23 protein-coding genes and 1 pseudogene are annotated in these 25,210 nt (G+C 71.5%); 16 read left to right on the forward strand and 8 right to left on the reverse strand.

Annotated elements, in window-relative coordinates:
- Nucleotides 1-13 precede the first annotated feature (13 nt).
- On the reverse strand, nt 14-1,156 hold the full coding sequence (locus OG521_22225) for an NADH-quinone oxidoreductase subunit D (GenBank protein ID WUW23351.1): 1,143 nt from the start codon (nt 1,154-1,156) through the stop codon (nt 14-16).
- A 55-nt stretch (nt 1,157-1,211) separates the two neighbouring features.
- On the reverse strand, nt 1,212-2,219 hold the full coding sequence (locus OG521_22230) for an SAM-dependent methyltransferase (protein ID WUW23352.1): 1,008 nt from the start codon (nt 2,217-2,219) through the stop codon (nt 1,212-1,214).
- A gap of 96 nt (nt 2,220-2,315) precedes the next feature.
- Here OG521_22230 and OG521_22235 point away from each other — a divergent pair, with 96 nt between their 5' ends.
- The 3 genes and pseudogenes from OG521_22235 (at nt 2,316) to OG521_22245 (ending at nt 4,887) form a co-directional block, all read left to right on the forward strand.
- Complete coding sequence (locus OG521_22235; GenBank protein WUW23353.1) at nt 2,316-3,524, forward strand: sensor histidine kinase; 1,209 nt, start codon at nt 2,316-2,318, stop codon at nt 3,522-3,524.
- Between the two features lie 68 nt (nt 3,525-3,592).
- Entirely contained in the window at nt 3,593-4,267 is a 675-nt protein-coding gene (locus tag OG521_22240; protein WUW23354.1) for a response regulator transcription factor, read from the forward strand.
- A 12-nt stretch (nt 4,268-4,279) separates the two neighbouring features.
- A pseudogene (locus tag OG521_22245) lies at nt 4,280-4,887 on the forward strand (ATP-binding protein).
- A gap of 25 nt (nt 4,888-4,912) precedes the next feature.
- Here OG521_22245 and OG521_22250 read toward each other — a convergent pair.
- Both OG521_22250 and OG521_22255 read right to left on the reverse strand, forming a co-directional pair.
- Nucleotides 4,913-6,025, reverse strand: coding sequence for a DUF5937 family protein (locus OG521_22250; protein WUW23355.1), 1,113 nt, complete (start codon nt 6,023-6,025; stop codon nt 4,913-4,915).
- 85 nt (nt 6,026-6,110) lie between these two features.
- The gene (locus OG521_22255) at nt 6,111-7,328 is read right to left on the reverse strand and encodes a beta-eliminating lyase-related protein (protein WUW23356.1); all 1,218 of its coding nucleotides are present in this window, start codon (nt 7,326-7,328) and stop codon (nt 6,111-6,113) included.
- 166 nt (nt 7,329-7,494) lie between these two features.
- On the opposite strand from OG521_22255, the gene OG521_22260 reads away from it, so the two are divergent.
- From OG521_22260 to OG521_22305, 10 genes are all read left to right on the forward strand, one after another.
- On the forward strand, nt 7,495-8,460 hold the full coding sequence (locus tag OG521_22260) for a DUF2520 domain-containing protein (protein ID WUW23357.1): 966 nt from the start codon (nt 7,495-7,497) through the stop codon (nt 8,458-8,460).
- The gene (panC, locus tag OG521_22265; GenBank protein ID WUW23358.1) at nt 8,457-9,497 is read left to right on the forward strand and encodes a pantoate--beta-alanine ligase; all 1,041 of its coding nucleotides are present in this window, start codon (nt 8,457-8,459) and stop codon (nt 9,495-9,497) included. Before OG521_22260 ends, panC begins: the two co-directional genes overlap by 4 nt.
- On the forward strand, nt 9,494-11,227 hold the full coding sequence (locus OG521_22270) for an L-aspartate oxidase (GenBank protein WUW23359.1): 1,734 nt from the start codon (nt 9,494-9,496) through the stop codon (nt 11,225-11,227). Before panC ends, OG521_22270 begins: the two co-directional genes overlap by 4 nt.
- Nucleotides 11,228-11,229: 2 nt before the next feature.
- Nucleotides 11,230-12,273 carry a carboxylating nicotinate-nucleotide diphosphorylase gene (gene nadC / locus OG521_22275; GenBank protein ID WUW23360.1) on the forward strand — a complete coding sequence of 348 codons (1,044 nt, stop codon included), beginning with the start codon at nt 11,230-11,232 and terminating at the stop codon, nt 12,271-12,273.
- Nucleotides 12,273-13,070, forward strand: a complete 798-nt coding sequence (locus tag OG521_22280; GenBank protein ID WUW23361.1) for a type III pantothenate kinase — start codon at nt 12,273-12,275, stop codon at nt 13,068-13,070. The genes nadC and OG521_22280 overlap by 1 nt, the downstream gene beginning before the upstream one ends.
- 139 nt (nt 13,071-13,209) lie before the next feature.
- On the forward strand, nt 13,210-13,785 hold the full coding sequence (locus OG521_22285; protein WUW26762.1) for a hypothetical protein: 576 nt from the start codon (nt 13,210-13,212) through the stop codon (nt 13,783-13,785).
- 42 nt (nt 13,786-13,827) lie between these two features.
- Nucleotides 13,828-14,007, forward strand: a complete 180-nt coding sequence (locus OG521_22290) for a hypothetical protein (protein WUW23362.1) — start codon at nt 13,828-13,830, stop codon at nt 14,005-14,007.
- A gap of 123 nt (nt 14,008-14,130) precedes the next feature.
- On the forward strand, nt 14,131-14,583 hold the full coding sequence (locus OG521_22295; GenBank protein WUW23363.1) for a BlaI/MecI/CopY family transcriptional regulator: 453 nt from the start codon (nt 14,131-14,133) through the stop codon (nt 14,581-14,583).
- 9 nt (nt 14,584-14,592) lie between these two features.
- Nucleotides 14,593-15,150: an amino-acid N-acetyltransferase gene (locus OG521_22300; protein ID WUW23364.1), complete on the forward strand. Its 558-nt coding sequence runs from the start codon at nt 14,593-14,595 to the stop codon at nt 15,148-15,150.
- A gap of 144 nt (nt 15,151-15,294) precedes the next feature.
- Nucleotides 15,295-15,630, forward strand: a complete 336-nt coding sequence (locus OG521_22305) for an Lsr2 family protein (protein ID WUW23365.1) — start codon at nt 15,295-15,297, stop codon at nt 15,628-15,630.
- Here the strand turns inward: OG521_22305 and OG521_22310 are convergent.
- Nucleotides 15,609-16,229, reverse strand: a complete 621-nt coding sequence (locus tag OG521_22310) for an SCO3374 family protein (protein WUW23366.1) — start codon at nt 16,227-16,229, stop codon at nt 15,609-15,611. The two genes, OG521_22305 and OG521_22310, sit on opposite strands and share 22 nt — an antisense overlap.
- A gap of 442 nt (nt 16,230-16,671) precedes the next feature.
- Between OG521_22310 and OG521_22315 the strand changes: the two genes are divergently transcribed.
- The gene (locus OG521_22315) at nt 16,672-19,200 is read left to right on the forward strand and encodes an ATP-dependent Clp protease ATP-binding subunit (protein WUW23367.1); all 2,529 of its coding nucleotides are present in this window, start codon (nt 16,672-16,674) and stop codon (nt 19,198-19,200) included.
- Between the two features lie 823 nt (nt 19,201-20,023).
- A complete protein-coding gene (locus OG521_22320) occupies nt 20,024-20,740 on the forward strand; it encodes a M23 family metallopeptidase (protein WUW23368.1) in 717 nt (238 codons plus the stop codon).
- A gap of 33 nt (nt 20,741-20,773) precedes the next feature.
- Here OG521_22320 and OG521_22325 read toward each other — a convergent pair whose 3' ends face one another.
- Nucleotides 20,774-21,358, reverse strand: coding sequence for a TetR/AcrR family transcriptional regulator (locus OG521_22325; GenBank protein ID WUW23369.1), 585 nt, complete (start codon nt 21,356-21,358; stop codon nt 20,774-20,776).
- Nucleotides 21,359-21,483: 125 nt separating this feature from the next.
- Here OG521_22325 and OG521_22330 point away from each other — a divergent pair, with 125 nt between their 5' ends.
- Entirely contained in the window at nt 21,484-23,064 is a 1,581-nt protein-coding gene (locus tag OG521_22330) for an MFS transporter (protein ID WUW23370.1), read from the forward strand.
- 65 nt (nt 23,065-23,129) lie between these two features.
- On the opposite strand, the gene OG521_22335 is transcribed toward OG521_22330, so the two are convergent.
- Nucleotides 23,130-24,506, reverse strand: coding sequence for a HAMP domain-containing histidine kinase (locus tag OG521_22335; protein WUW23371.1), 1,377 nt, complete (start codon nt 24,504-24,506; stop codon nt 23,130-23,132).
- Nucleotides 24,503-25,204 (reverse strand): response regulator transcription factor, encoded by a 702-nt coding sequence (locus tag OG521_22340; protein WUW23372.1) that lies wholly within the window; start codon nt 25,202-25,204, stop codon nt 24,503-24,505. Before OG521_22340 ends, OG521_22335 begins: the two co-directional genes overlap by 4 nt.
- Between the last annotated feature and the right edge of the window lie 6 nt (nt 25,205-25,210).

Below are 25,210 nucleotides of genomic sequence, written 5' to 3' on the forward strand. Positions count from 1 at the left end.
CGCCGAGGCCGCCCTACTTGTCGATGTCGCCGACGACGAAGAACAGCGAACCGAGAATCGCCACCATGTCGGCGACGAGCGTGCCCGGCAGCAGTTCGGTGAGCGCCTGGATGTTGTTGAACGAGGCGGAGCGCAGCTTCAGCCGGTACGGGGTCTTCTCGCCCTTGGACACCAGGTAGTAGCCGTTGACCCCGAGCGGGTTCTCGGTCCAGGCGTAGGTGTGGCCCTCGGGGGCCTTCAGGACCTTGGGCAGCCGCTGGTTGATCGGACCGGGCGCCAGGTCGGCCATCCGGTCCAGGCAGGCGTCCGCCAGGTCCAGGGCGTTGTGCGTCTGGTCCAGCAGGCATTCGAACCGGGCCAGGCAGTCGCCCTCGGTCCGTGTGACGACCTTCAGGGTGTCCCGCAGCTCCCCGTACGCGAGATACGGCTCGTCGCGCCGCAGGTCGAAGTCGACGCCCGAGGCGCGGGCGATCGGCCCGGACACCCCGTACGCGTGCACCGCCTCGGCCGACAGGACGCCCACCCCGCGGGTCCGGCCGCGGAAGATCTCGTTGCCGAGCACCAGCTTGTCGTAGACGTCCATCCGGGACCGTACGGAGGCGACGGCGTCCCGGGCACGGCCGAGCCAGCCCGCCGGGAGGTCCTCCTTGAGCCCGCCGACCCGGTTGAACATGTAGTGCATCCGGCCGCCGGAGACCTCCTCCATCACGGCCTGGAGCTCCTCGCGCTCCCGGAACGCGTAGAACACCGGGGTGATCCCGCCGAGTTCCAGCGGGTACGAGCCGAGGAACATCAGGTGGTTGAGGACCCGGTTCAGCTCGGCGAGCAGGGTACGGGTCCAGACCGCGCGCTCCGGGACCTCCATGGCGAGCATGCGCTCGACGGCCATCACGACGCCCAGTTCGTTGGAGAACGCCGACAGCCAGTCGTGGCGGTTGGCGAGCATCACGATCTGCCGGTAGTCGCGGGCCTCGAAGAGCTTCTCCGCGCCGCGGTGCATGTAGCCGATGACCGGTTCGGCGTGCTGGATGCGTTCGCCGTCCAGGACGATGCGCAGACGGAGCACGCCGTGCGTGGAGGGGTGCTGGGGGCCGATGTTGAGCACCATGTCGGTGCTTTCCGCTGCGCCGCCGATGCCGACCGTGGTCTCCGTCATGCCGACAGTATTGCCTGCGGCCCGGCTTCCCGGGGCTCCGCCCCGGACCCCGGCCTCAAACGCCGGCGGGGCCGGATACGCCCCCGGGCGGGAGCGGCACCCGATGCGTCAGCCAGCCGAAGTCGCCCAGGCCGCCCCGGGCCGTGAGTTCAGCCGCCTCGCCCGCCGATGCCAGCGCGCGCACGTAGCGGGCCGGGTCCGTCGACGCCAGGGACAGCGGCGGGCGTTCACCGGCCACGCCCAGCTCCCGCAGCGCCTCGCGCTGGGTGCGGATCTCCGCGTCCGGTCCGCCCGCCGCCGCGCACGCGTCCAGCGCCACGTGCGCGGTGAGGTCGCAGCTGCCGTCCGGCACCGGCGGCACCTCGCGCCCGGCCCGGAAACCGGTCAGCGTGCCGAACGGCGGCCGCTCCTCCCGTACGTGGCAGTAGTCCACCGCCACCGCGAGCCCGCCGGCCAGCGTGGACACCGCGGCCGCCCACGCCTCGTCGCGCGGGCGGCCGATCTCCGCCCGGCAGCCCGGCCCCGCCGACGGCCACCAGCGGCGCAGCCACCGCAGGTCGGCCCCGCTCACCGGCTCGCCCAGCCGCTCCGCCCCGTCCGCCGTCCGCACCTGGACGTACCGCTCGACGCCGTCCTGATCCGTCTCGGCGACCGGCAGCGGCACGTTGTCCAGCCACTCGTTGGCGAACAGCAGCCCCCGCACGCCCCGCGGCGGCCGCGCGCACCACTCCACCCGTGGGTCCAGGCCGGGCGGGCGGGCCGCGATCTCCACGCCGTACGCCCGTACCGTGAGGTGCTCGCCGCCCTCGGCAGGCAGTGCCGCGAGCACCCCGGCCAACAGCTCTCCGCGCCCCGCCCCGACGTCCACCAGGTCCACATCGGCGGTCCCGAGTCCGGCGGCCGTCCGCACCAGCAGCCGGGCGACGGCCGCGGCGAACAGGGGGGAGGCGTGCACGGAGGTGCGGAAGTGTCCCGCGGGCCCTTCCTGGCTCCGGTAGAACCCCTCGTCCCCGTACAAAGCGGTCTCTGCCGCCTCCTGCCACCCACGCCAGTCATCCGTCACGTTCCCAAGTCTCCACCTTGGGGAGTACGGTCTCCGGACCTGGATCGGCCCTTCGGCTGACCCACGCACCCCTTGCCTTTCCCTACGCTGGGTTACGTGCAGCGCCTCTACGATTTCATCCGCAGACACCCGACGGGCGTCGACTGCTTCTGGGCGGTCTTCCTCCTCGGGCTCTCCGGCATGACCATCGTCGTGGGCGATGCCGGCCGCGGCGGCGGCGCCGAGCGCATCGCGGTCGTGCCGGTCGTCCTCGGTCTCTGCGCCGTCGTGGCGCTGCGCCGCCGGGCACCCGAGAAGATGCTGCTGCTCGCCATCGGGATGGGCGTCGTCCAGCTGGCGTTCGGGGTCCGCCCGACCGTCGCCAACTTCGCCATGCTGGTGATCACCTTCACCGTGGCCACCGTCGGGGAGCGCTGGGCGTCCCGGCTCGCCCTGGCCTGCAGTCTGGTTGCGGCGGGTCTCTCCCAGCTGCGCTGGCCGGACGAGTCGCCGCGCGGCTGGGTGGAGTCGGTGTTCGTCGTCGTCGTGATGACGGTGCCGTTCGTGCTGGCCTGGGTGCTCGGTGACTCGATGCGGACCCGACGGGCCTACTTCGACCAGCTGGAGGAGCGCGCGGCCCGGCTGGAGCGGGAGCGCGAGGCCCAGTCGAAGGTCGCGGTGGCCGCCGAGCGGGCCCGTATCGCCCGCGAACTCCACGATGTCGTCGCGCACAACGTCTCCGTGATGGTGGTGCAGGCCGACGGCGCCGCCTACGTGCTGGACGCGGCCCCCGACCAGGCCCGGCAGGCGCTGGAGACCATCTCCAGCACCGGCAGGCAGGCGCTCGCGGAGATGCGGCGGCTGCTCGGTGTGCTGCGCACGGGGGACACCCGGGAGAGCGGGGAGTACGTCCCGCAGCCCGACGTCGACCAGATCGAGGACCTGATCGACCAGGTCCGGACGGCCGGTCTGGCCGTCGACTTCAAGATCGAGGGCACCCCGCGCCCGCTGCCCAGCGGCGTCGAGCTGACGGCGTACCGCATCGTGCAGGAGGCCCTGACCAACACCCGCAAGCACGGCGGTCCGAACGCGGGGGCCAGCGTGCGGCTGGTCTACTTCGACGACGGGCTCGGCCTGCTGGTGGAGGACGACGGCCGCGGCGCGGCGCACGAACTGTACGAGGACGGCGGCGCCGACGGCGCGGGCCACGGCATGATCGGTATGCGCGAACGGGTCGGCATGGTCGGCGGCACGCTGGACGCCGGACCGCGGCCCGGCGGCGGATTCCGGATCAGCGCACTGCTGCCGCTCAAGGCCGCCGGCTAGGCCGCGCACGCCGTGCGGCCGCCCCATCGACCGACCCGACCGCAGAACGAACAGGAGACAGGGACCCCATGGCGATCCGCGTGATGCTCGTCGACGACCAGGTGCTGCTGCGCACCGGCTTCCGGATGGTGCTCGCCGCGCAGCCGGACATGGAGGTCGTCGCCGAGGCGGGCGACGGCGCGGAGGCGATCGAGAACCTCCGTTCCACCGCCGTCGACGTGGTGCTGATGGATGTGCGCATGCCGAGGCTGGACGGCGTCGAGGCCACCCGCCGCATCTGCGCGCAGCCCGATGCGCCCAAGGTGCTCATCCTGACGACGTTCGACCTCGACGAGTACGCCTTCTCCGGGCTGAAGGCCGGGGCCAGCGGCTTCATGCTCAAGGACGTGCCGCCGGGCGAACTGCTCGCCGCGATCCGTTCCGTGCACAGCGGTGACGCGGTCGTCGCCCCGTCCACCACCCGCCGGCTGCTCGACCGCTTCTCGCCGCTGCTGCCCAGCGGTACGGCCGAACCCCAGCACAAGGACGTCGCCAAGCTCACCGAACGCGAACGCGAGGTGATGCTGCTGGTCGCCCAGGGCCTGTCGAACGGGGAGATCGCGGGGCGCCTGGTGCTCTCCGAGGCGACCGTGAAGACGCACGTCGGCCGCATCCTGACCAAGCTGGGCCTGCGCGACCGCGTGCAGGTCGTCGTCCTCGCGTACGAGACCGGGCTGGTGCGCGCCGGCGGCGGGACGGGCTGAGCGGTGGCCGGGCTGGTGTGGATCAACGGGCCGTTCGGCGGTGGCGATACGGCAGAACACAGACGGCGTACGAGCTGCAACGCCGGCTGCCGGGCAGCGTGGTCTGCGATCCGGAGCGCGTCGGCTTCGGTCTGCACCGGATGCTGCCGCCCGCGCTGCGCGGTGACTTCCAGGATCTGCCGGCCTGGCGGCAAGGCGTGCACGACATGCTCGCTCTCGCTCTCGACGGGCATCCCGGCACGGTGATCGCCCCGATGACCCTGGTCGACCCCGGCTACTTCGCGGAGATCATCGGACGGCTGCGCGAGGACGGGCACACCGTGCACCACTTCGCCCTCCTCGCCGAGCGCGAGACGGTGCTGCGGCGGCTGCGCGAACGCGGACTGGGGCGCGGGCTGAAGCGCGAGAGCTTCGCCGTGGCGAAGCTGGACCACTGCCTGGAGCGGCTCGCGGCCCCGGAGTTCGCCGAGCACATCCGTACCGACCGGGTGACGGTCCCGCGGGTCGCCGACCGGATCGCCGGATCGGCGGGGCTCACCCTGCTGCCGGACACGGACAGCGCGCTGCGGCACCGGGTGCGGCGGGCCTGGACGGGCATCCGGCACATCCGGTTCGACTGAGACGGGCGCCCTGCACCACCCCGCCTCAGCGCAGGATTCCCTCCAGGAAGTCGCTGCCGAGCCGCGCCACCACGGTCAGGTCCAGCTGGTGCAGTACGTACCGGCCGCGGCGCCGGGTCGTGACCAGGCCGGCCTTCTTGAGCACCGACAGATGGCGGGAGACCTCGGGGGACGTGATCCCGTTGGAGTCGGCGAGTTCCCCCGTCGTGTACGGCGAGCGCGCGATGTTGCGGCACAGCCGCATCCGCATCGGGTGGGCCAGCGCCTCCATCCTCAGCTGGAGCAGCTCGACGGAGGCGGGGGAGGGGAGCTCGGGGCGGTGCACCGGGTAGTGGATCACCGGGCGCCAGCCGGGGGCGTGCAGCACCATCAGATGCGGCCAGCCGAAGCTGGTCGGGATGAGGGTGAGTCCGGGGCCGACGGCCGGGTCGGTCGCGTCGGTCGAGCCCTCGGTCAGCTTGTCGACGCTGACCCGCTTCCCGTCGTCGTCGACGGCGAGCGCGGTGGAGACCGCGCCCATCGCCTCACCGATCCCCTTGTGGCGCAGCAGATCCGTCTTGTGCCGGGCGTCGGCCACCAGCTGGACGCGGATCCGCCGCCAGGTGTCCGCGAAGAACGCCTGGTCGCAGTCCTCGAACAGGCGGCGGATCCAGCGGCGCACGGAGGCGGGGTCGGCCAGCAGCTGCTGGGTGAACTCCGTCTGCTGCGGGCCGCGCGCCGCCGCCATGTCCAGGGCCCGGGCGCGCATGCCGGGATCGACGAGGGGCGAGGGTGCCCCGGCCCCGTAGAGACTGGCGCAGGTGAACTCCAGGGCGGCGGAGACGAACCGCTCGTCGTCCAGCCGGTCCAGGATGTCCAGGTCCTCGGCCAGGTCGGCGCCCGTCCTGCCGTTGCCGCCACGGACCCCCGCGAACGGCATGAAGACGTCCGAGAACGTGTTCCGCCACAGGAAGTCGGCCTCGTGCAGCCGGTCGGCCAGATCGGGCTCCAGCGCCGTGGTGGTGGCCGTCGCCCAGCCGTGCAGACCCGGATGGTGCCCGGGCTCGGAGAGCGCGTGCAGGGCCAGTCCCAGCTCGGCGAGGGGGGAGGTCTCGAAGACGATGCTCCCGGGGCCGAGGCCCGCGATGTCGATGGTCACGCTCACCCCTCCATGGTGAGGGGTCGGCGCGACGGCCCGGCCCCCGATTGACGGCAGCCGTCAATCGGGGGCCGGGCGCGGGGGCTCAGCCCTGTGCGGTCACCCGCTTCACGAAGTCCGCCGCCGCGGTACGGACGTCCGCCGCCGTCCACTCCAGCGCCGCCTCCGACACCGTGACCTCCGTGAACGACAGCTCGGGCGGTCCCGCGGGGGCCGGGTACCACTTGCGGAACAGCGCCACGCCCGTCTCCTCCGCCTGCCGCACGGACGCCTCGTCCAGCACCTGCGCCGGGTACGGCAGCCAGACCTGGAACTGATGGGTGTGCGGCGGCTCCGGATGCACCCGGGACCACGGGGCGCCGGACCGCTCGAACTCCTCGGCCAGCGCCGCGGCGACCACCTTCGCCTGCGCCACGTACGACGGCAGCTTCGGCAGCTCCCGGTCCAGGCCGATCAGCGCGGCGAGCGCCGCCGGGAACTGCTGGAACAGCTGGCCGCCGTACCGGTGCCGCCAGGTGCGGGCCTCCTCGGCCAGCGAGGCGGAACCGGCGAGCGCCGCCCCGGAGATCCCGCCGAGGGTCTTGTAGAACGACACGTACACACTGTCCGCGAGCCCGGCGATCTCCGGCAGTCCGCGCCCGAACCGGGGCACGCACTCCCACAGCCGCGCCCCGTCGAAGTGCACCACCGCGTCGCGCTCCCGGGCGGCCGCCACCACCGCCTCCAGCTCCTCCCACGTGGGCAGGACGAAGCCCGCGTCGCGCAGCGGCAGCTCCAGCATCAGGGTGCCGAACGGCTCGGCGAAGTCGCGGATCTCGTCCGCCGTGGGCAGCCGCCGCTCGGACGTCGGGTGGACCGTGCGCAGCCCGCTGACGGCCGACAGGGCACCGCGCTCGTGCACCTCGGGGTGGGCGAGGGGGTGCAGGGCCACCGTCGGGTTGCCGGTGCGTCCGGCCCAGCAGCGCAGCGCGACCTGCTGCGCCATCGTCCCGGTGGGGAAGAACACGGCGGCCTCGGTGCCCAGCAGCGCGGCGATCCGCTCCTCCAGCTCGGCGACGACGCCGTCGCCGTAGATGTCGGCGGGCCGGTCGAGATCGGTGACCGTGGCCGCGCCCGCGGTCAGGGACGCCAGCTGCTCGCCGAGCGACCGGTCCACCGGCGGCCGGGACAGGATCCGCTCGGCCTGGCGCCACGCGGTGATGCGGCGCAGCCGCTGCCGGTCCTCGTCCTCGTCCCGGTGTCCGCCCGGGAGCCGGGCCCCGTCCGCCGCCTCGTCGCGCACCTGCTCGTATTCGTCTGCCATGGGACGATCATCACGCAGAACGCAGTGCCTGCCCATCGGGTTACGGGCGCCCCCGGGGGGTTTCCCACAGCCTGTGGACAGCCGGAAGCCCGGGCGAAACGCTGGCGTAGCATGCAGAGAAGTCGTCCGGTACCCCCCGCGGACTGGAACGGAAGGCCACTGCCGCGTGAATGCAACAGCCCCCAAGGAGCCCCTCGACGCGAGGGACCGACCCGCCCGGCTCACCGTCGGCGTCGTGGGAGCGGGCCGTGTCGGCCCCGCCCTCGCCGCCTCGCTCGCCCTCGCCGGGCACCGCCCGGTCGCCGTGTCGGGCGTCTCCGACGCCTCGGTGCGCCGCGCCGCGGCCCTGCTTCCCGACGTCCCCCTCGTAACGCCCGCCGAGGTCCTGGCGCGCGCCGAACTGGTGCTGCTGACGGTGCCCGACGACGCCCTGCCGGGGCTCGTCGAGGGCCTCGCCGAGACCGGTGCGGTCCGCCCCGGCCAGCTGATCGTCCATACCTCGGGGCGGTACGGGACGAAGGTGCTCGACCCCGCGCTGCGGGCCGGCGCCCTCCCGCTCGCCCTGCACCCCGCGATGACCTTCACCGGCACCTCCGTGGACATCCAGCGGCTGGCCGGCTGCTCCTTCGGGGTCACCGCCCCCGAGCCGCTGAGGCTCGCCGCGGAGGCCCTGGTCATCGAGATGGGCGGCGAGCCCGAGTGGATCGCCGAGGAGTCCCGCCCGCTCTACCACGCCGCCCTCGCCCTCGGCGCGAACCACCTGGTCACCCTGGTCGCCCAGTCCATGGAGCTGCTGCGCACGGCGGGGGTCGCCGCCCCCGACCGGATGCTCGGCCCGCTGCTCGGCGCCGCGCTCGACAACGCCCTGCGCTCCGGTGACGCCGCGCTGACCGGCCCGGTCGCCCGCGGCGACGCCGGCACGGTCGCCGCGCACATCGGGGAGCTGCGCGCGCACGCCCCGCAGACGGTGGCCGGTTACGTCGCGATGGCCCGCGCCACCGCCGACCGCGCCCTCGCCCACGGCATGCTCAAGCCGGAGTTCGCAGAGGACCTGCTCGGCGTCCTGGCCGACGGCTCCGCGGACCCGGGCACCGCCGGAAGCACCGGCACCGGACCGGAGGAGTCCCGATGACCGAATCCGCCGCCACCCTGCTCCGCACCGCGGCCGAGCTGGCGACGTACGCCCCCGGCACGGAGCCGGACGGCTCGGCCGCCGCGTCCCGGGGCGAGCGGGCCGTCGTCATGACGATGGGCGCCCTGCACGAGGGCCACGCCTCCCTGATCCACACCGCACGCGCGATGGCCGGCCCGGCCGGCCAGGTCGTCGTCACGGTCTTCGTCAACCCGCTCCAGTTCGGGGAGGCGGCCGACCTCGACCGCTACCCGCGCACCCTGGACGCGGACCTCTCGGTGGCCGGCGCGGCCGGCGCCGACGCGGTGTTCGCGCCGTCCGTCGACGAGGTCTACCCCGGCGGCGAGCCGCAGGTGCGGATCTCGGCGGGCCCGATGGGCGAGCGCCTCGAAGGCGCCTCGCGCCCCGGGCACTTCGACGGGATGCTCACCGTCGTCGCCAAGATGCTCCACCTCACCCGTCCCGACGTCGCCTTCTTCGGGCAGAAGGACGCCCAGCAGCTGGCGCTGATCCGCCGCATGGTGCGCGATCTGAACTTCCCGGTGGAGATCGTGGGCGTGGAGACGGCCCGGGAGCCGGACGGGCTCGCGCTCTCCAGCCGCAACCGTTTCCTCGACCCGCACGAGCGCCACACCGCGCTCGCCCTGTCCGGCGCCCTGTTCGCGGCCCGGGACCGGCTCGCCGCCCAGCAGGCGCTGCACGCCCGCGCGCAGACCACCGGGGCCACGGAGGACCGGGCCGCCGGGCTCACCCGGCTCGGCGAGGCCAGACTGGCCGCCGACGCCCAGGCCGTCGCCCGCGCCCGGCCGGACGGCGGCCCCGCCGCGGTGCGCGCCGCCGCCCGCTCGATCCTGGACGACGCGGCGTCCGCACAGCCCCCGCTCGACCTCGACTACCTGGCGCTCGTGGACCCGGCGGACTTCACCGAGATCCCCGACGACCGCACCGCGGGCGACGCGATCCTCGCCGTCGCCGCACGGGTGGGCGCCACCCGCCTCATCGACAACATCCCGCTGACCTTCGGAGCCACCCCGTGACCGGAATACGGCTGACCGCCCCCGCCCCCGGCTGGTCCATCGACGCCGATGTCGTGGTCGTCGGTTCCGGCGTCGCCGGACTCACCACCGCGCTGCGCTGCGCCGCCGCCGGCCTCGCCACCGTCGTCGTCACCAAGGCCCGCCTCGACGACGGCTCCACCCGCTGGGCCCAGGGCGGCGTCGCTGCCGCGCTCGGCGAGGGCGACACCCCCGAGCAGCACCTGGACGACACCCTGGTCGCCGGTGCGGGCCTCTGCGACGAGGCGGCGGTGCGCACCCTGGTCACCGAGGGACCCGACGCGGTGCGCCGGCTCATCGGCACCGGTGCCCACTTCGACACCACGGACGACGGCGACATCGCGCTGACCCGCGAGGGCGGCCACCACCGCCGCCGCATCGCCCACGCGGGCGGCGACGCGACCGGTGCGGAGATCTCCCGCGCCCTGGTCGAAGCGGTCCGCGAGGCCGCCCTGCACACCGTCGAGAACGCCCTCGTGCTCGACCTCCTCACCGACGCCGAGGGCCGTACCGCGGGCGTCACCCTGCACGTCATGGGCGAGGGCCAGCACGACGGCGTCGGCGCGGTCAACGCCCCCGCGGTGGTCCTCGCCACCGGTGGCATGGGCCAGGTCTTCTCCGCCACCACCAACCCGCCGGTCTCCACCGGCGACGGGGTGGCGCTCGCGCTGCGGGCCGGCGCGGAGGTCTCGGACCTCGAATTCGTCCAGTTCCACCCCACGGTCCTCTTCCTCGGCAGCGGCGCCGAGGGCCAGCAGCCGCTCGTCTCGGAAGCGGTACGGGGCGAGGGCGCCCACCTCGTCGACGCGCACGGGACGCGGTTCATGGTCGGGCAGCACGAACTGGCGGAGCTGGCCCCGCGCGACATCGTCGCCAAGGCCATCACCCGCCAGATGCAGCTGCACGGCACCGAGCACATGTACCTCGACGCCCGCCACTTCGGCGCCGAGATGTGGGAGCAGCGCTTCCCCACGATCCTGGCCGCCTGCCGGGCCCACGGCATCGACCCGGTCACCGAGGCGATACCGATCGCCCCGGCCGCGCACCACGCATCCGGTGGCGTCCGTACCGACCTGCGGGGCCGCACCACCGTGCCCGGCCTGTACGCCTGCGGCGAGGTCGCGTGCACCGGGGTGCACGGCGCGAACCGGCTGGCGTCCAACTCGCTCCTGGAAGGGCTCGTCTTCGCCGAGCGCATCGCGGCGGACATCGTCGAGGAGCGGCCCCGCGCGGGCGAGGCCGTCAGCACGGACCCCGCGCCCTCCCCGCTCATGGCCCCCGAGGCGCGGACCACGATCCAGCGCATCATGACCCGCGGCGCCGGTGTCCTGCGCTCGGCGGACAGCCTCGTCACCGCGGCGGACGAGCTGGAGGACCTGCACCGCAGCGCGGCCCTGCGGGCCGGGGCGGCCGACCCGAAGGCCGCGGTGCCCGGCGTCGACGCCTGGGAGGTCACCAACCTGCTCCTGGTCTCCCGGGTCCTGGTCGCCGCCGCCCGGCAGCGCGAGGAGACCCGCGGCTGCCACTGGCGCAAGGACCGGCCCGAGCGCGACGACGAGAACTGGCGCCGCCATCTCGTCGTGCGGCTCACCCCGGACCGGCAGCTGGTCCTCCGTCGGACGGATACCGAGGCGTTCGGGCCCGTACAGCCGTCCGGGGCAGCAGACTGCGCAGCAACAGGCACCACCCACCCCACTCCCGAGGAGCCGTAACCGTGAGCACGCCCGAAGAGAATCCGCGCCCCACACCCGTGGACGTACCGCTGATCCAGATCGGCGCGCCCGCACCTGCCGCGGGCGGCTGCGGTGACGGCTGCGGCTGCGGCGGGGAGGACGGCTACGACCTGGACGCGCTGGAGTGCGGACTGGACCCCGCGCTCGCCCAGCTCCTGGCCGCGGCGGGCCTGGACCCGGTCACCGTCGAGGACGTCGCGCACGTCGCCATCGAGGAGGACCTCGACGGCGGGGTGGACGTCACGACCGTCGCCACCGTCCCCGAGGACGCGGTGGCCACCGGCGACTTCACCGCCCGTGAGGCGGGCGTCGTGGCCGGTCTGCGCGTCGCCGAGGCCGTGCTGTCCATCGTCTGCACGGACGAGTTCGAGGTCGAGCGGCACGTCGAGGACGGCGACCGTGTCGCCCCCGGGCAGAAGCTGCTGACGGTCACCACCCGCACCCGCGACCTGCTGACCGGCGAGCGCAGCGCGCTCAACCTGCTGTGCCGGCTCTCCGGCATCGCGACCGCCACCCGTGCCTGGGCCGATGTGCTGGAGGGCACCAGGGCCAAGGTCCGTGACACCCGCAAGACGACGCCCGGCCTGCGCGCCCTGGAGAAGTACGCGGTGCGCTGCGGCGGCGGCGTCAACCACCGGATGTCGCTGTCCGACGCCGCGCTGGTCAAGGACAACCACGTGATCGCGGCGGGCGGCGTCGCCGAGGCCTTCAAGCGGGTCAGGGACGAGTTCCCGGACCTCGCGATCGAGGTCGAGGTCGACACGATGCAGCAGGTCACCGAGGTCCTGGACGCGGGAGCCGACCTGATCCTGCTGGACAACTTCACCCCGTCGCAGACCGCCGAGGCCGTCGCGCTCGTCGGCGGCCGCGCGGTCCTGGAGTCCTCGGGCCGGCTGTCCCTGGACTCCGCCCGCGCGTACGCGGACGCGGGCGTGGACTACCTGGCGGTCGGCGCGCTGACCCACTCCTCGCCGATCCTCGACATCGGCCTGGACTTCCGCGACTCCGACGGGGCCGGCGCCTGATGCTGCTCACCATCGACGTCGGCAACACCCACACGGTCCTCGGCCTGTTCGACGGTGAGGAGATCGTCGAGCACTGGCGGATCTCCACCGACGCACGGCGCACCGCGGACGAGCTCGCGGTCCTCCTCCAGGGCCTGATGGGCATGCACCCGCTGCTGGGCATGGAGCTGGGCGACGGCATCGAGGGCATCGCCATCTGCTCCACCGTCCCGGCCGTCCTGCACGAGCTGCGCGAGGTGACCCGCCGCTACTACGGCGACGTCCCCGCCGTCCTCGTCGAGCCGGGCATCAAGACCGGCGTGCCGATCCTCATGGACAACCCGAAGGAGGTCGGCGCGGACCGCATCATCAACGCGGTCGCCGCCGTCGACCTGTACGGCGGTCCGGCGATCGTCGTCGACTTCGGCACGGCCACCACCTTCGACGCGGTGTCCGCCCGGGGGGAGTACACCGGCGGTGTCATCGCGCCCGGTATCGAGATCTCGGTCGAGGCGCTCGGCGTCAAGGGCGCCCAGCTGCGCAAGATCGAACTGGCCCGGCCGCGCAGCGTGATCGGGAAGAACACCGTCGAGGCCATGCAGGCGGGCATCATCTACGGCTTCGCCGGCCAGGTCGACGGTGTCGTCGGACGCATGAAGAAGGAACTGGCGGCCGACCCCGACGACGTCACCGTCATCGCGACCGGCGGCCTTGCTCCGATGGTGCTGAACGAGTCCTCGGTCATCGACGAGCACGAGCCCTGGCTGACGCTCATCGGGCTGCGCCTGGTGTACGAGCGGAACGTGTCGCGCCTGTAGCCGCGCGGCCCCGAACCGGGAGGTTCCCGGCGCGGTGGCTCACCGGAGCCGCCGCGCCGCCGACGGCCAGTTAAACGGATTTTGTCCATTTAGCACGTATTGTCGCGCTATGCCCACGCCCTACGGATCACGCGGCGGTATGGCGTTCAGTGCGGACGAGCTGCGAGTGCTCCGACGCGCCCTCGCCATCGCCCTCCACCCCGCGCCCCTGCCCGACGAGGACGTCCAGGACTGCCTCCGGCTGGCGGGCTCCGTCGACGAGGCGGCGGGCGAGGCCGGACGGCTGCGCGCCTTCCTCCTCGCCGACCTCGTCCGCTACCGCAACGCCCTCCCCGGCTCCCTCAGCGGCTACCTGGAGCTGCTCCAGGACGCCCTGGCCGCCGGTTACGACCCCCGCCCCGAGGATCTGGCCGCGCTGCGCGCCCTGCGCGGCGGTCCGGTCGCCGCGGCGCTCCTGGAGCGCTGCCAGGTGCTCGCGGAGCGTTCGGTGCGGGCCCGCCTCGCCGGACGGGCGGTGCCCGCGACGGCCCCCGCACCCCGCAGCCGGCTGCTCGCGCTGCCCGGCGGCCGGGTCGCGGAGCCCGAGAAGCCGAGGACGCCGGCGGCCCCGGCCCGTCCGGCGGCGCCCTCCGAGCGCCCGGCGCCGAAGCCCTCGGAGGTCTTCCCGCCCCGCCGCCGCCCGGTTCCCCCACCGCAGCAGCGCGCCGCGGGGTAGGGCCTTTCACCGGGCCCGGCAGGGCTCGCTACTCTGGACGCCATGGACTACGTATCCGCGCTTGTGCCGCCCGTGGTGATGGCCGCCTTCTTCATCGGCCTGGTCGTGACGATCGTCAAGAGCCAGGGCGGGCCGAACAAGGCCAAGGAGGACGCGGCCGTGGACGCCGCGATCACCCGGGCGGAAGCGGCGCACCAGACGCCGCGCGCCGACGGGGTCTGACCTCCCCGTCCCGCATTTCCGCACACCGCACGTACGAAGGGCGTACGGCTCCCGAGAGAGCCGTGCGCCCTTTCGTTGTGTAAATAACCGGCCATTCCAGACATCTGACACTAAGGTGACGCTGTGCCCCGTCAATTGGGAGAGCTGGAAGACGCCGTGATGACGCGGGTCTGGCAATGGAACCGTCCGGTCACCGTGCGGGAAGTCCTTGAGGACCTTCAGCAGGAGCGGTCCATCGCCTACACCACCGTCATGACGGTAATGGACAATCTCCATCAGAAGGGCTGGGTGCGCCGGGAAGTGGACGGCCGCGCTTATCGATATACGGCGGTCTCCACCCGTGCCGCGTACTCGGCCGCGCTGATGAACGAAGCCTGGTCACGCAGTGACAACCCCGCCGCCGCGCTGGTCGCGTTCTTCGGCATGATGTCGGCCGAGCAGCGTGAGGCCCTCCGGGACGCCATGCGGATCGTTCTGCCCACTCTTCCCGAGGATGCCGTGCCGTCGGCCGGCGAAGAGACGGGTGAAGAGACCGCCGAAGCGGCCGATGACGCGCGGCCGGAGGCCGGACGATAGCGTCGGGGTATGTCCTCAGAGCATCCGCGAACCGATTTCCATACCGAAGAGTCGGTTATAAACGTCGCCATCACCGTCCGACGTGCCAGGACGAGCGATGTGGCCTCGGTCCGCCGTCTCCTCGACGGCTACGTACGAGAAGGCATCCTGCTCGACAAAGCGACGGTGACGCTTTACGAGGACATCCAGGAGTTCTGGATCGCCGAACGCGACGAGGACGCCAGGGTCATCGGCTGCGGCGCACTCCATGTGATGTGGGAAGACCTGGCCGAAGTCCGTACTCTCGCGGTCGATCACAGCATCAAGGGTGCCGGAGTCGGGCATCAAGTCCTGGACAAGTTGTTGCAGACCGCCCGCTGGCTCGGTGTGCGACGGGTTTTCTGTCTCACCTTCGAAGTCGACTTCTTCGCGAAGCACGGCTTCGTGGAGATCGGAGAGACTCCGGTCGACGGAGATGTCTACAGCGAGCTGCTGCGTTCCTATGACGAGGGAGTCGCGGAGTTCCTCGGTCTCGAACGAGTGAAGCCGAACACCTTGGGCAACAGCCGGATGCTTCTGCACCTGTGACCGCCGGAAGAAGCCCGATCCCTATGTCCGAATCGCGCACGTTTCCCGTCTTCTTGCGCTCCTGAACCTCTCCCGGGGGTTTGTGTTTTCCGGGGAAAAGCGGTTTCCTTTCCGCGTACTCCATTTTCGATGAAAGGAAATCCGGTGGCACAGAAGGTTCAGGTCCTTCTTGTTGACGACCTCGACGGCGGCGAGGCGGACGAGACCGTCACGTTCGCGCTGGATGGCAAGACGTACGAGATCGACCTCACCACGACCAACGCGGACAAGCTCCGGACGCTTCTCGAGCCCTACGCGAAGAGCGGCCGGCGTACCGGTGGCCGTGCCGCGTCCGGACGTGGCAAGGGCCGCGCCGTTCCCGGTGGCAACAAGGACACCGCCGAGATCCGTAAGTGGGCGCGCGAGAACGGCCACAGCGTGAATGACCGCGGCCGTGTTCCCGCGGACATCCGTGAGGCTTACGAGAAGGCCAACGGCTGAGCAGTCGTTCCACCGGTGCGCGGTCCCGTACGGGCACGCATCAACCGGGCCCGATGGCATTCCGTCGCCACGGCGTCCACGAGCCGGATGAGATCGGGAGTATCCCCACCCCTGCTCCCGAAGCCGGAGAGGGCCGGGAGGACCGGCTCCTCCCCCTGCTCGTGCGGTGGACAGGGGGGTCGCAGCCATACGGCGGCCCCCGGCGGACCCGGCCGGCCCGGCGGGGGCGGAGCGGTGATCCGGCCACCCGCGCCGAGGGCGCCGATCGCGAGGGCGACCCCGCCCCACTCCAGCCAGTCGAGCAGCCCGGGCAGTTCGTCGGCGCTCCCCGGCGCCACCAGCAGGGTCATCCGCCGGCCCGTCAACGTCACAGGACCGGTCCGGCCCACCCGCCGCAGCGCCGCGTGACCCGCGGCCGCGGGGACGACGAGCGCGTCGAACCGCAGCCCGGTCAGCAGGCGCACCGGGGCGCTGCCCGCCGTCGCCCAGCCGAGCTCCTCCTCGTACCACCGGGCCCACGCGTCGCGTGACGGGCCATCGGCGCGGCCACCCCGCTCTGCGGGGGACGCGGTTCGGGGCGGCGGGACGGTGAGGGCCATGTGGGAAGAACTCCCGATCCACCCCAGGAGTTACGCAGAGTTCTTGATCGAACGCATAGTGTGTCCGGGTTGGGGGCGTACGGGCGCATTCGGGAGTACGAAGATGTTCGCCCGTAGCGGAGGGAACCCGCGTACGCCGCATGGACTGTCTGTAATTGCGGGTAAGACATCCCTAGTGGGGAGGGGCGACACGCAAGCCACCGGACGTCTCACGTTCGCCATCGGCGTACTGGCGATAGGGGTATCTGCCTGGCCTGCGGGAACATCGTCTCGCACCATCGGGTTGGAGCAGTTGTCGGCGTTCGGGGCAGCAGATCCCCCGGGAAGCAGGGCCGGGTGTCGGCAGTTGAAATGAGCGGTCCCCGCTTGCGGGACTAAGCTGCGGAAGGACAGGGAGGGGACCGACCCCTTACTGCCTGACCGCTCTGAGGAGCGATTAACGATGTTCGAGAGGTTCACCGACCGCGCGCGGCGGGTTGTCGTCCTGGCTCAGGAAGAAGCCCGGATGCTCAACCACAACTACATCGGCACCGAGCACATCCTCCTGGGCCTGATCCACGAGGGTGAGGGTGTCGCCGCTAAGGCCCTGGAGAGCCTCGGGATTTCGCTCGAGGCGGTCCGCCAGCAGGTGGAGGAGATCATCGGTCAGGGCCAGCAGGCCCCGTCCGGCCACATCCCCTTCACTCCCCGAGCCAAGAAGGTCCTGGAGCTGTCGCTCCGCGAGGCCCTTCAGCTCGGCCACAACTACATCGGCACCGAGCACATCCTGCTCGGCCTGATCCGCGAGGGCGAGGGCGTCGCAGCCCAGGTCCTCGTGAAGCTGGGCGCCGACCTGAACCGGGTCCGCCAGCAGGTCATCCAGCTGCTCTCCGGGTACTCGGGAGGCAAGGAGGCCGCCACAGCCGGCGGCCCCGCGGAGGGCACGCCCTCCACGTCCCTGGTGCTCGACCAGTTCGGCCGGAACCTCACCCAGGCCGCTCGTGAATCCAAGCTCGACCCGGTCATCGGGCGCGAGAAGGAGATCGAGCGGGTCATGCAGGTGCTGTCCCGCCGTACGAAGAACAACCCGGTCCTCATCGGCGAGCCCGGCGTCGGCAAGACGGCGGTCGTCGAGGGCCTGGCGCAGGCCATCGTCAAGGGCGAGGTGCCCGAGACCCTCAAGGACAAGCACCTCTACACCCTCGACCTCGGTGCGCTGGTCGCGGGCTCCCGCTACCGCGGTGACTTCGAGGAGCGCCTGAAGAAGGTCCTCAAGGAGATCCGCACCCGCGGCGACATCATCCTGTTCATCGACGAGCTCCACACCCTGGTGGGTGCGGGCGCCGCCGAGGGCGCGATCGACGCGGCGAGCATCCTCAAGCCCATGCTGGCGCGAGGCGAGCTCCAGACCATCGGTGCCACCACGCTCGACGAGTACCGCAAGCACCTGGAGAAGGACGCCGCTCTCGAGCGCCGCTTCCAGCCCATCCAGGTCGCGGAGCCGTCGCTGCAGCACACCATCGAGATCCTCAAGGGTCTGCGCGACCGCTACGAGGCCCACCACCGCGTGTCCATCACGGACGAGGCGCTGGTCCAGGCCGCGACGCTGGCCGACCGGTACATCTCGGACCGCTTCCTGCCGGACAAGGCGATCGACCTGATCGACGAGGCCGGTTCCCGGATGCGCATCCGCCGGATGACCGCGCCGCCGGACCTCCGCGAGTTCGACGAGAAGATCGCGGGCGTGCGCCGCGACAAGGAGTCGGCCATCGACTCCCAGGACTTCGAGAAGGCGGCGTCTCTCCGCGACAAGGAGAAGCAGCTGCTGGCGGCGAAGGCCAAGCGCGAGAAGGAGTGGAAGGCCGGCGACATGGACGTCGTGGCCGAGGTCGACGGCGAGCTCATCGCCGAGGTCCTCGCCACCGCGACCGGCATCCCGGTCTTCAAGCTGACGGAGGAGGAGTCCTCCCGTCTGCTGCGCATGGAGGACGAGCTGCACAAGCGCGTCATCGGCCAGAAGGACGCCATCAAGGCCCTCTCGCAGGCGATCCGCCGTACGCGAGCCGGTCTGAAGGACCCGAAGCGCCCCGGTGGCTCGTTCATCTTCGCCGGTCCGTCCGGTGTCGGTAAGACCGAGCTCTCCAAGACGCTCGCCGAATTCCTCTTCGGTGACGAGGACGCGCTGATCGCCCTCGACATGTCGGAGTTCAGCGAGAAGCACACGGTCTCGCGTCTCTTCGGCTCTCCCCCCGGTTACGTGGGTTACGAGGAGGGCGGCCAGCTCACCGAGAAGGTGCGCCGCAAGCCGTTCTCCGTCGTCCTCTTCGACGAGGTCGAGAAGGCCCACCCCGATATCTTCAATTCCCTGCTCCAGATCCTGGAGGACGGTCGCCTGACCGACTCCCAGGGCCGGGTGGTGGACTTCAAGAACACGGTCATCATCATGACGACCAACCTCGGGACCCGGGACATCTCCAAGGGCTTCAACCTGGGCTTCGCGGCCCAGGGCGACGTGAAGACGAACTACGAGCGGATGAAGACGAAGGTCAACGAAGAGCTCAAGCAGCACTTCCGGCCCGAGTTCCTCAACCGTGTCGACGACACGGTCGTCTTCCACCAGCTCACCGAGGAAGACATCATCCAGATCGTCGACCTCATGCTCGCCAAGGTGGACGAGCGGCTGAAGGACCGCGACATGGGCATCGAGCTCAGCGCGGAAGCGAAGTCGCTCCTGGCGAAGAAGGGCTACGACCCCGTGATGGGCGCCCGGCCGCTGCGCCGGACGATCCAGCGCGAGATCGAGGACATCCTCTCCGAGAAGATCCTCTTCGGTGAGCTGCGCCCCGGTCACATCGTGGTCGTCGGCACCGAGGGCGAGGGTGAGGAGAAGAAGTTCACCTTCCGTGGCGAGGAGAAGTCGGCTCTGCCCGACGTCCCTCCGATCGAGCAGGCGGCAGGCGGCGCCGGCCCGAACATGACGAAGGAAGCGTGACAGGCGCCTAGCGCCCGAGCGTCCGAAGGGGCGGCCCCGGACCGGTTCACACCGGTCCGGGGCCGCCCTTTTGCTGTGGCCCTTTGCTGTGCCCCTGTCGTGGCCCTTTGCTGCGGAGTGCAGCGTGACGGCACGCGTCACGGAGATGTCCCGGTCGCGTCGGCTCCGGCTAGCCCCTGCCCGCTCCCGCTCGCGTCGGCTCCGGCCGGACCCACGCCCGCTCCCGGCCCGTAGCCGCGGACCGCACACCACACCGGCAGCGGGAAGCTGTGCCGGGCCTGCAACGACGGCAGCGGCGACTGCGGCGGTGGAACCTGGCGACGACGGGGGCGCCAAGCGGCTCGTGGCCCTGCACGCGAAGCAGGTATCCGGCCTGCCCGTCATGCAGGGGGAGGCCGCGGGGCGGCGATCGGTTGCAGGCCGAAGGTCCCGAAACGGACAGCCCTTGGTCCCACCGCCGGTGACAAGGCGCACAGCCCATTTGAGGCCTACTAGGTGCCTTAGGAGCAACGGGCATGATCGCGGGCGGGACCTTCGGCCCTGCGCCCGGCGGGACCTTCAGGGGTTTGGGGTGAACTGCCCGGATGGCGGGGCTGTGTCCGTTTAGGTCGGGTTCGAACTGGGGTTAAACCTGTCCGGCCGAAGACTTCCGGCTGTGCGCGGAGGCCGCCGTCCGGGACCGTCGGCGGCGAATTCCCCGGGCTCCGGCTACGGCTTTTCTTCGTAGATGGGGGGTTTGAGCACCGGCGGGGGTCCGGGTTACCAAGGAATGGCCAGCCCGGCACGAACGCCGGGTCCAGTCATCTCCGGAGGTCTTCCGCTTATGTCGAAGCGCGTTACGTTCCAGTCCCGCCGCCCGTCCGCTTCCCGTGTCCGTGGCGCCGTGGTGGCAGCCGGCCTGGGGACGTCGATGGTTCTCGGTGCGGGCGCTGCGTTCGCGGCCGGCACGACGGGTACCACCGGCGCCGCGAGCCTGGCGAGCACCACCACCGCCGACTCGGTCGCCCAGCAGGCGGTCGCGCAGGGCAAGGCGGCCAAGCACGCCGCGGCGAAGAAGGCCGAAGCGGCCAAGAAGAAGGCCGCGGCCAAGAAGAAGGCGGCCGCCAAGAGGGCCGCGAAGCTCGGCTGGGAGACCCCGGTCCACCACTACGAGCTGAGCGCCAGCTTCGGCAACGACGGCAGCCGCTGGTCGCACAAGCACTCCGGCCAGGACTTCGCCGTGCCGATCGGCACCAAGGTCGAGGCCGCGCACAAGGGCACCATCGTGAAGGCCGGCCCGAACGGTGGCGGCGACGGTCCCGCGTACGGCAACGCCATCGTGATCAAGCACAGCAACGGCACGTACTCCCAGTACGCGCACCTCTCGAAGATCAAGGTGCACATCGGCCAGCACGTGAAGAAGGGCCAGAAGATCGCCCTGTCCGGCAACACCGGCAACTCCAGCGGCCCGCACCTGCACTTCGAGATCCGCACCACCCCGAACTACGGTTCGGCGGTCAACCCGGTCAACTACCTGCACAAGGAGGGCGTCTCGGTCTGATCCGACCGCGACACCACCCCCTGTCGGGGGACGCTACTGGGCGGAACCCGGGTCATGGGCCCGGGTGACCAGTTCGACGGCGACTTCGAGGACGGCCTTGCGCTTGTCCTCGGGGTCGCCTTCGACGTCTCTCAGCGCGAAGATCCCGGCGTGCATCGTGAAGAGTGCGCTGAAGCAGCGCACCTGATCGGTGAGCGGGGCGTCGGGATCCTTGATCAGGTCGACGAGTCCCAGGATCCGGCCCTTGATCGTGTCGCCGATACTCAGGTCGCGCACGGTCGCCTGGTTCTCCTGCATGAAGCGGAAGAGCGGGGCGGCGCCGGCCAGCGCGTCGCTGTAGCGGCTGAGGATCTCCTTCTTCGTCTCCAGGGTGCGCGGCTGTGTCGCGCCCCAGGCGATCAGCTCCTCGATGGGACGGTTGAGGTCCTCGAAGATGCTGACGAGGATGTCTTCCTTGGTCTTGAAGTGGTAGTAGAGCGCTGCCTTGGTGACGTCGAGGTGCTCCGCGATCTCGCGCAGCGAGGTCTTCTCGTAACCCTGCTCGGCGAAGAGCTCCAGAGCGACGTCCTGGATGCGCTGACGGGTGTTGCCCCGGCGCGGCTGTGGCGTGCTGCCCATGGCTGCTCTCCCAATAAAACGTACTTGACGCCCGGCTAGTTACGGGGTTACTTTCCCCTAGTGTAGTCAACTAGCCGGGCGGCAAGTAAGTGGTCCGGTATCGGGGATCTGGGGAGTTGGGGAACATGGCGGACCTGATGAAGGCGGCGGACAGGAAGGCGGACGACGCCTCGTCCGGACCGGCGGGAAAACCGGGGCCGCAGCAGCGCAGCGTCCGGGTGGTGGTGCTCGCCCTGATGATCGCCATGCTGCTGGCCATGCTCGACAACCTGATCGTCGGCACCGCGATGCCGACCATCGTCGGTGACCTCGGCGGTCTCGAACACCTCTCCTGGGTCGTCACCGCCTACACCCTGGCCACCGCGGCCTCCACCCCCATCTGGGGCAAGCTCGGCGACATGTACGGGCGCAAGGGCATCTTCCTCACGTCCATCGTGATCTTCCTGATCGGCTCGGTCCTCAGCGGCATGTCCCAGGACATGGGCCAGCTGATCGGCTTCCGGGCCGTGCAGGGCCTGGGTGCCGGCGGTCTGATGGTCGGTGTCATGGCGATCATCGGCGATCTCGTGCCGCCCCGTGAGCGCGGCAAGTACCAGGGCATGATGGCCGGCGTGATGGCGATCGCGATGATCGGCGGACCGCTGGTCGGCGGCACCATCACCGACCACCTCGGCTGGCGCTGGAGCTTCTACATCAACCTGCCGCTGGGCGCCGTCGCCCTGGCCATGATCACCATCGTGCTGCACCTGCCCAAGCGGGAACGCACCAAGGCGAAGGTCGACTACCTCGGCGCCGGACTGCTGACGGTCGGCATCACCGCGATCGTGCTGGTGACCACCTGGGGCGGCTCGGAGTACGACTGGAACTCCGCCGTCATCATGGAGCTCATCGCCATCGGCGTCGCCTCGCTGGCCGGCTTCGTCTTCGTGGAGACCAAGGCCGCCGAGCCGATCATCCCGCTCCACATCTTCCGCAACGCCAACTTCACCCTGATGTCCGTGGTCGGCTTCATGGCGGGCTTCGTGATGTTCGGCGCGGTGCTCTACCTGCCGCTGTTCCAGCAGTCCGTCCAGGGCGCGTCCGCGACCAACTCCGGACTGCTGCTCCTGCCGATGCTGCTGGCGATGATGATCGTCTCGCTGGTCGCCGGCCGGATCACCACCAGCAGCGGCCGCTACAAGATCTTCCCGATCGTGGGATCGATCCTGATGGTCACCGGACTCTTCCTGCTCTCCACCATGGACACGGGCACCAGCCGGTTCACCTCCGGCGTCTACATGGCGGTGCTCGGCGCGGGCATGGGCTTCCTGATGCAGATCACGATGCTCGTCGCGCAGAACAGCGTCGAGCTGAAGGACATGGGCGTCGCCTCGTCCTCCACCACCCTGTTCCGTACGCTCGGCAGCTCCTTCGGTGTCGCCATCATGGGCGCGCTGTTCACCGGACGGGTGAGCGACGAGATGGCCGCCCGCGGTGGCGCGGGCGCCACCATGCACGGCGCGCAGCTGGACGCGGCGAGCCTGGCGAAACTGCCGGTGCCGGTGCGCGAGGCGTACGAGTACGCGGTGGCGTCCGGTACGCACATCGCCTTCCTGGTCGGGGCCTCGGTCGGACTCATCGCCCTGGTGGCGGCGGTGTTCGTCAAGGAGGTGCCGCTGCGGGGAGCCGGCCCGGAGTCCGCCCCGGTGACCGACGCCGCCGTCTAGCCTCCGGCCTGTGAAGGGGCCCCGGGACGCATGCGTCCCGGGGCCCCTTCCTGCTGTACGGACGCTCAGCGGCCCGGCCGCTCCCCGCCACGCAGATGCGCGTCATCGCCCGCGGCCGGGCGGCGCTGCTCGGCCAGCTGCAGCATCGGGTAGCTGCCCGTGTCGGTCGGTGCGTGCTCGGGCAGCCACAGGACGGCGATCGCGCCGCCCGCGCCCTCCGCTGCGCCCTCGGGCGCCGCGTTGCGGAAGGTCAGCCGGGCACCGAGCACCCGGGCCTGACCGGCCGCGATCGTCAGCCCCAGCCCGTGCCCGTGCCCGGCCCGGTCGGTGGATCCGGTACGGAAGCGGCTCGGCCCCTCCCGCAGCAGCGCCGCCGGGAACCCCGCACCGTGATCGCGGATGCGCACCACCCGGCCCTCGACCGTGACCTCCACCGGCGTGGAGCCGTGCTTGGCTGCGTTGCCCAGCAGATTGCCCAGGATGCGCTCCAGCCGGCGCGGATCGGTGCTGACCCACGACTCGTGGACCACCTGCACCCGCACCTGCGGGTCCAGCAGCGCCACCCGGCGGCCGACGAACTCACCCAGCGCGATCTCCTGCAGCTCGGCCCGCTCGGACGCGCTGTCCAGCCGGGCCACTTCCAGTACGTCCTCGACCAGCGTGCGCATCGCCTGCGCCCGGTCCCGTACGAGCTCGGTCGGCCGCCCGGGCGGCAGCAGCTCGGCAGCCGTCAGCAGCCCCGTCACGGGGGTGCGCAGCTCGTGCGCGATGTCCGCGGTGACCCGGCGCTCGGCCTCGATCCGCTCGTTCAGCGCGTCCGTCAGGGCGTCCACCGCGCCGGCCAGCTCATCGGTCTCGTCCCGGACGACCCCGCCGACGGCGTCCCTGACGCGTACGTCCGTGTGGCCCTGCGCGACCTTCCCCGCCGCGGCCGCCGCCTTGCGCAGCCGGCGCGAGAGCTGGCCGCCGATCAGCACCCCCAGCGCGGAGCCGCCGAGGACCACCGAGACCGAGCCGATGATCAGGGCCCGGTCCAGATCGCCCATGATCGTGGTGGACCGGTCGGCGAACCGGGTGTGCAGCGAGAGCACGTCACCGTTGGCCAGCGGTACGGCCGCCCACACGTCGGGCACCCCGCCGCCGTCCTCGACGTGCGTCGCGCGCCGGTTGCGCCGGGTCTCCTGGCGCAGGCTCTTCGGCATCGTCGGATCGTTGAGCTTCGCGCCGAACCGCGGATCGGCCTTCTTCGTCTTCGTCGCCTCGTACAGCAGCTGGGCGTAGGTCAGCCGCTCCAGCTGGACCTCGCGCGCGTTCTCCAGCATCGAGACCCTGGCGGCGTTGTGCACGACCAGGCTCAGCGCGACCGCGATCAGGGCGCCGACCGACGCGATCGCGATGCTGATCTTCCAGCGGACGCCCGTCCGCAGGGCCAGGCGCCTCATGCCCTGAGCTTGTAGCCGAAGCCGCGGACCGTCTCGATGCGGTCCTGGCCGACCTTCGTGCGCAGCCGCTGCACATGGACGTCCACGACCCGGGTGTCACCGCCCCAGCCGTAGTCCCAGACCCGCTCCAGCAGCTTGTCCCGGGAGAGCACCGTGCCGGGCGCGGACGAGAACTCCAGCAGCAGCCGCATCTCGGTCGGGGTCAGCGCCACCTGCTCGCCGCCCCTGCGGACCTCCATGCCCTCGGTGTCGATCTCCAGGTCACCGAAGACCAGCACACCGCCCTCGGACCGCGCCGGGGCCTCGCCGCCCGCACCGCTGCCCGACGCATGGCCGAAGCGGCGGAGCACGGCCCGGATCCTGGCGACCAGGACCGCACCGTCGAACGGCTTGGTGACGTAGTCGTCGGCACCGGCCTCCAGGCCGAGCACCACATCGATCGAGTCGGCCCGCGCCGACAGCATGATCACGGGAACGGTCGACTCGTCCCGGATGCGCCGGCAGAGGCTGACCCCGTCCAGGCCCGGCACCATCACGTCGAGCAGCGCGATGTCGGGCCGGTCGGCCCGGAACGCCTCCAGGCCGCTCAGGCCGTCGGGCATCGCGGTGACCACGAAGCCGTCCCGCTCCAGCGCCAGCTGGGTGGCCTCGCGGATGACGTCGTCGTCCTCGACGAACAGGACATGGGTCTCGGCCATCGGACT

Source organism: Streptomyces sp. NBC_01463 (genome assembly GCA_036227345.1).
Classification (GTDB): Bacteria; Actinomycetota; Actinomycetes; order Streptomycetales; family Streptomycetaceae; genus Streptomyces.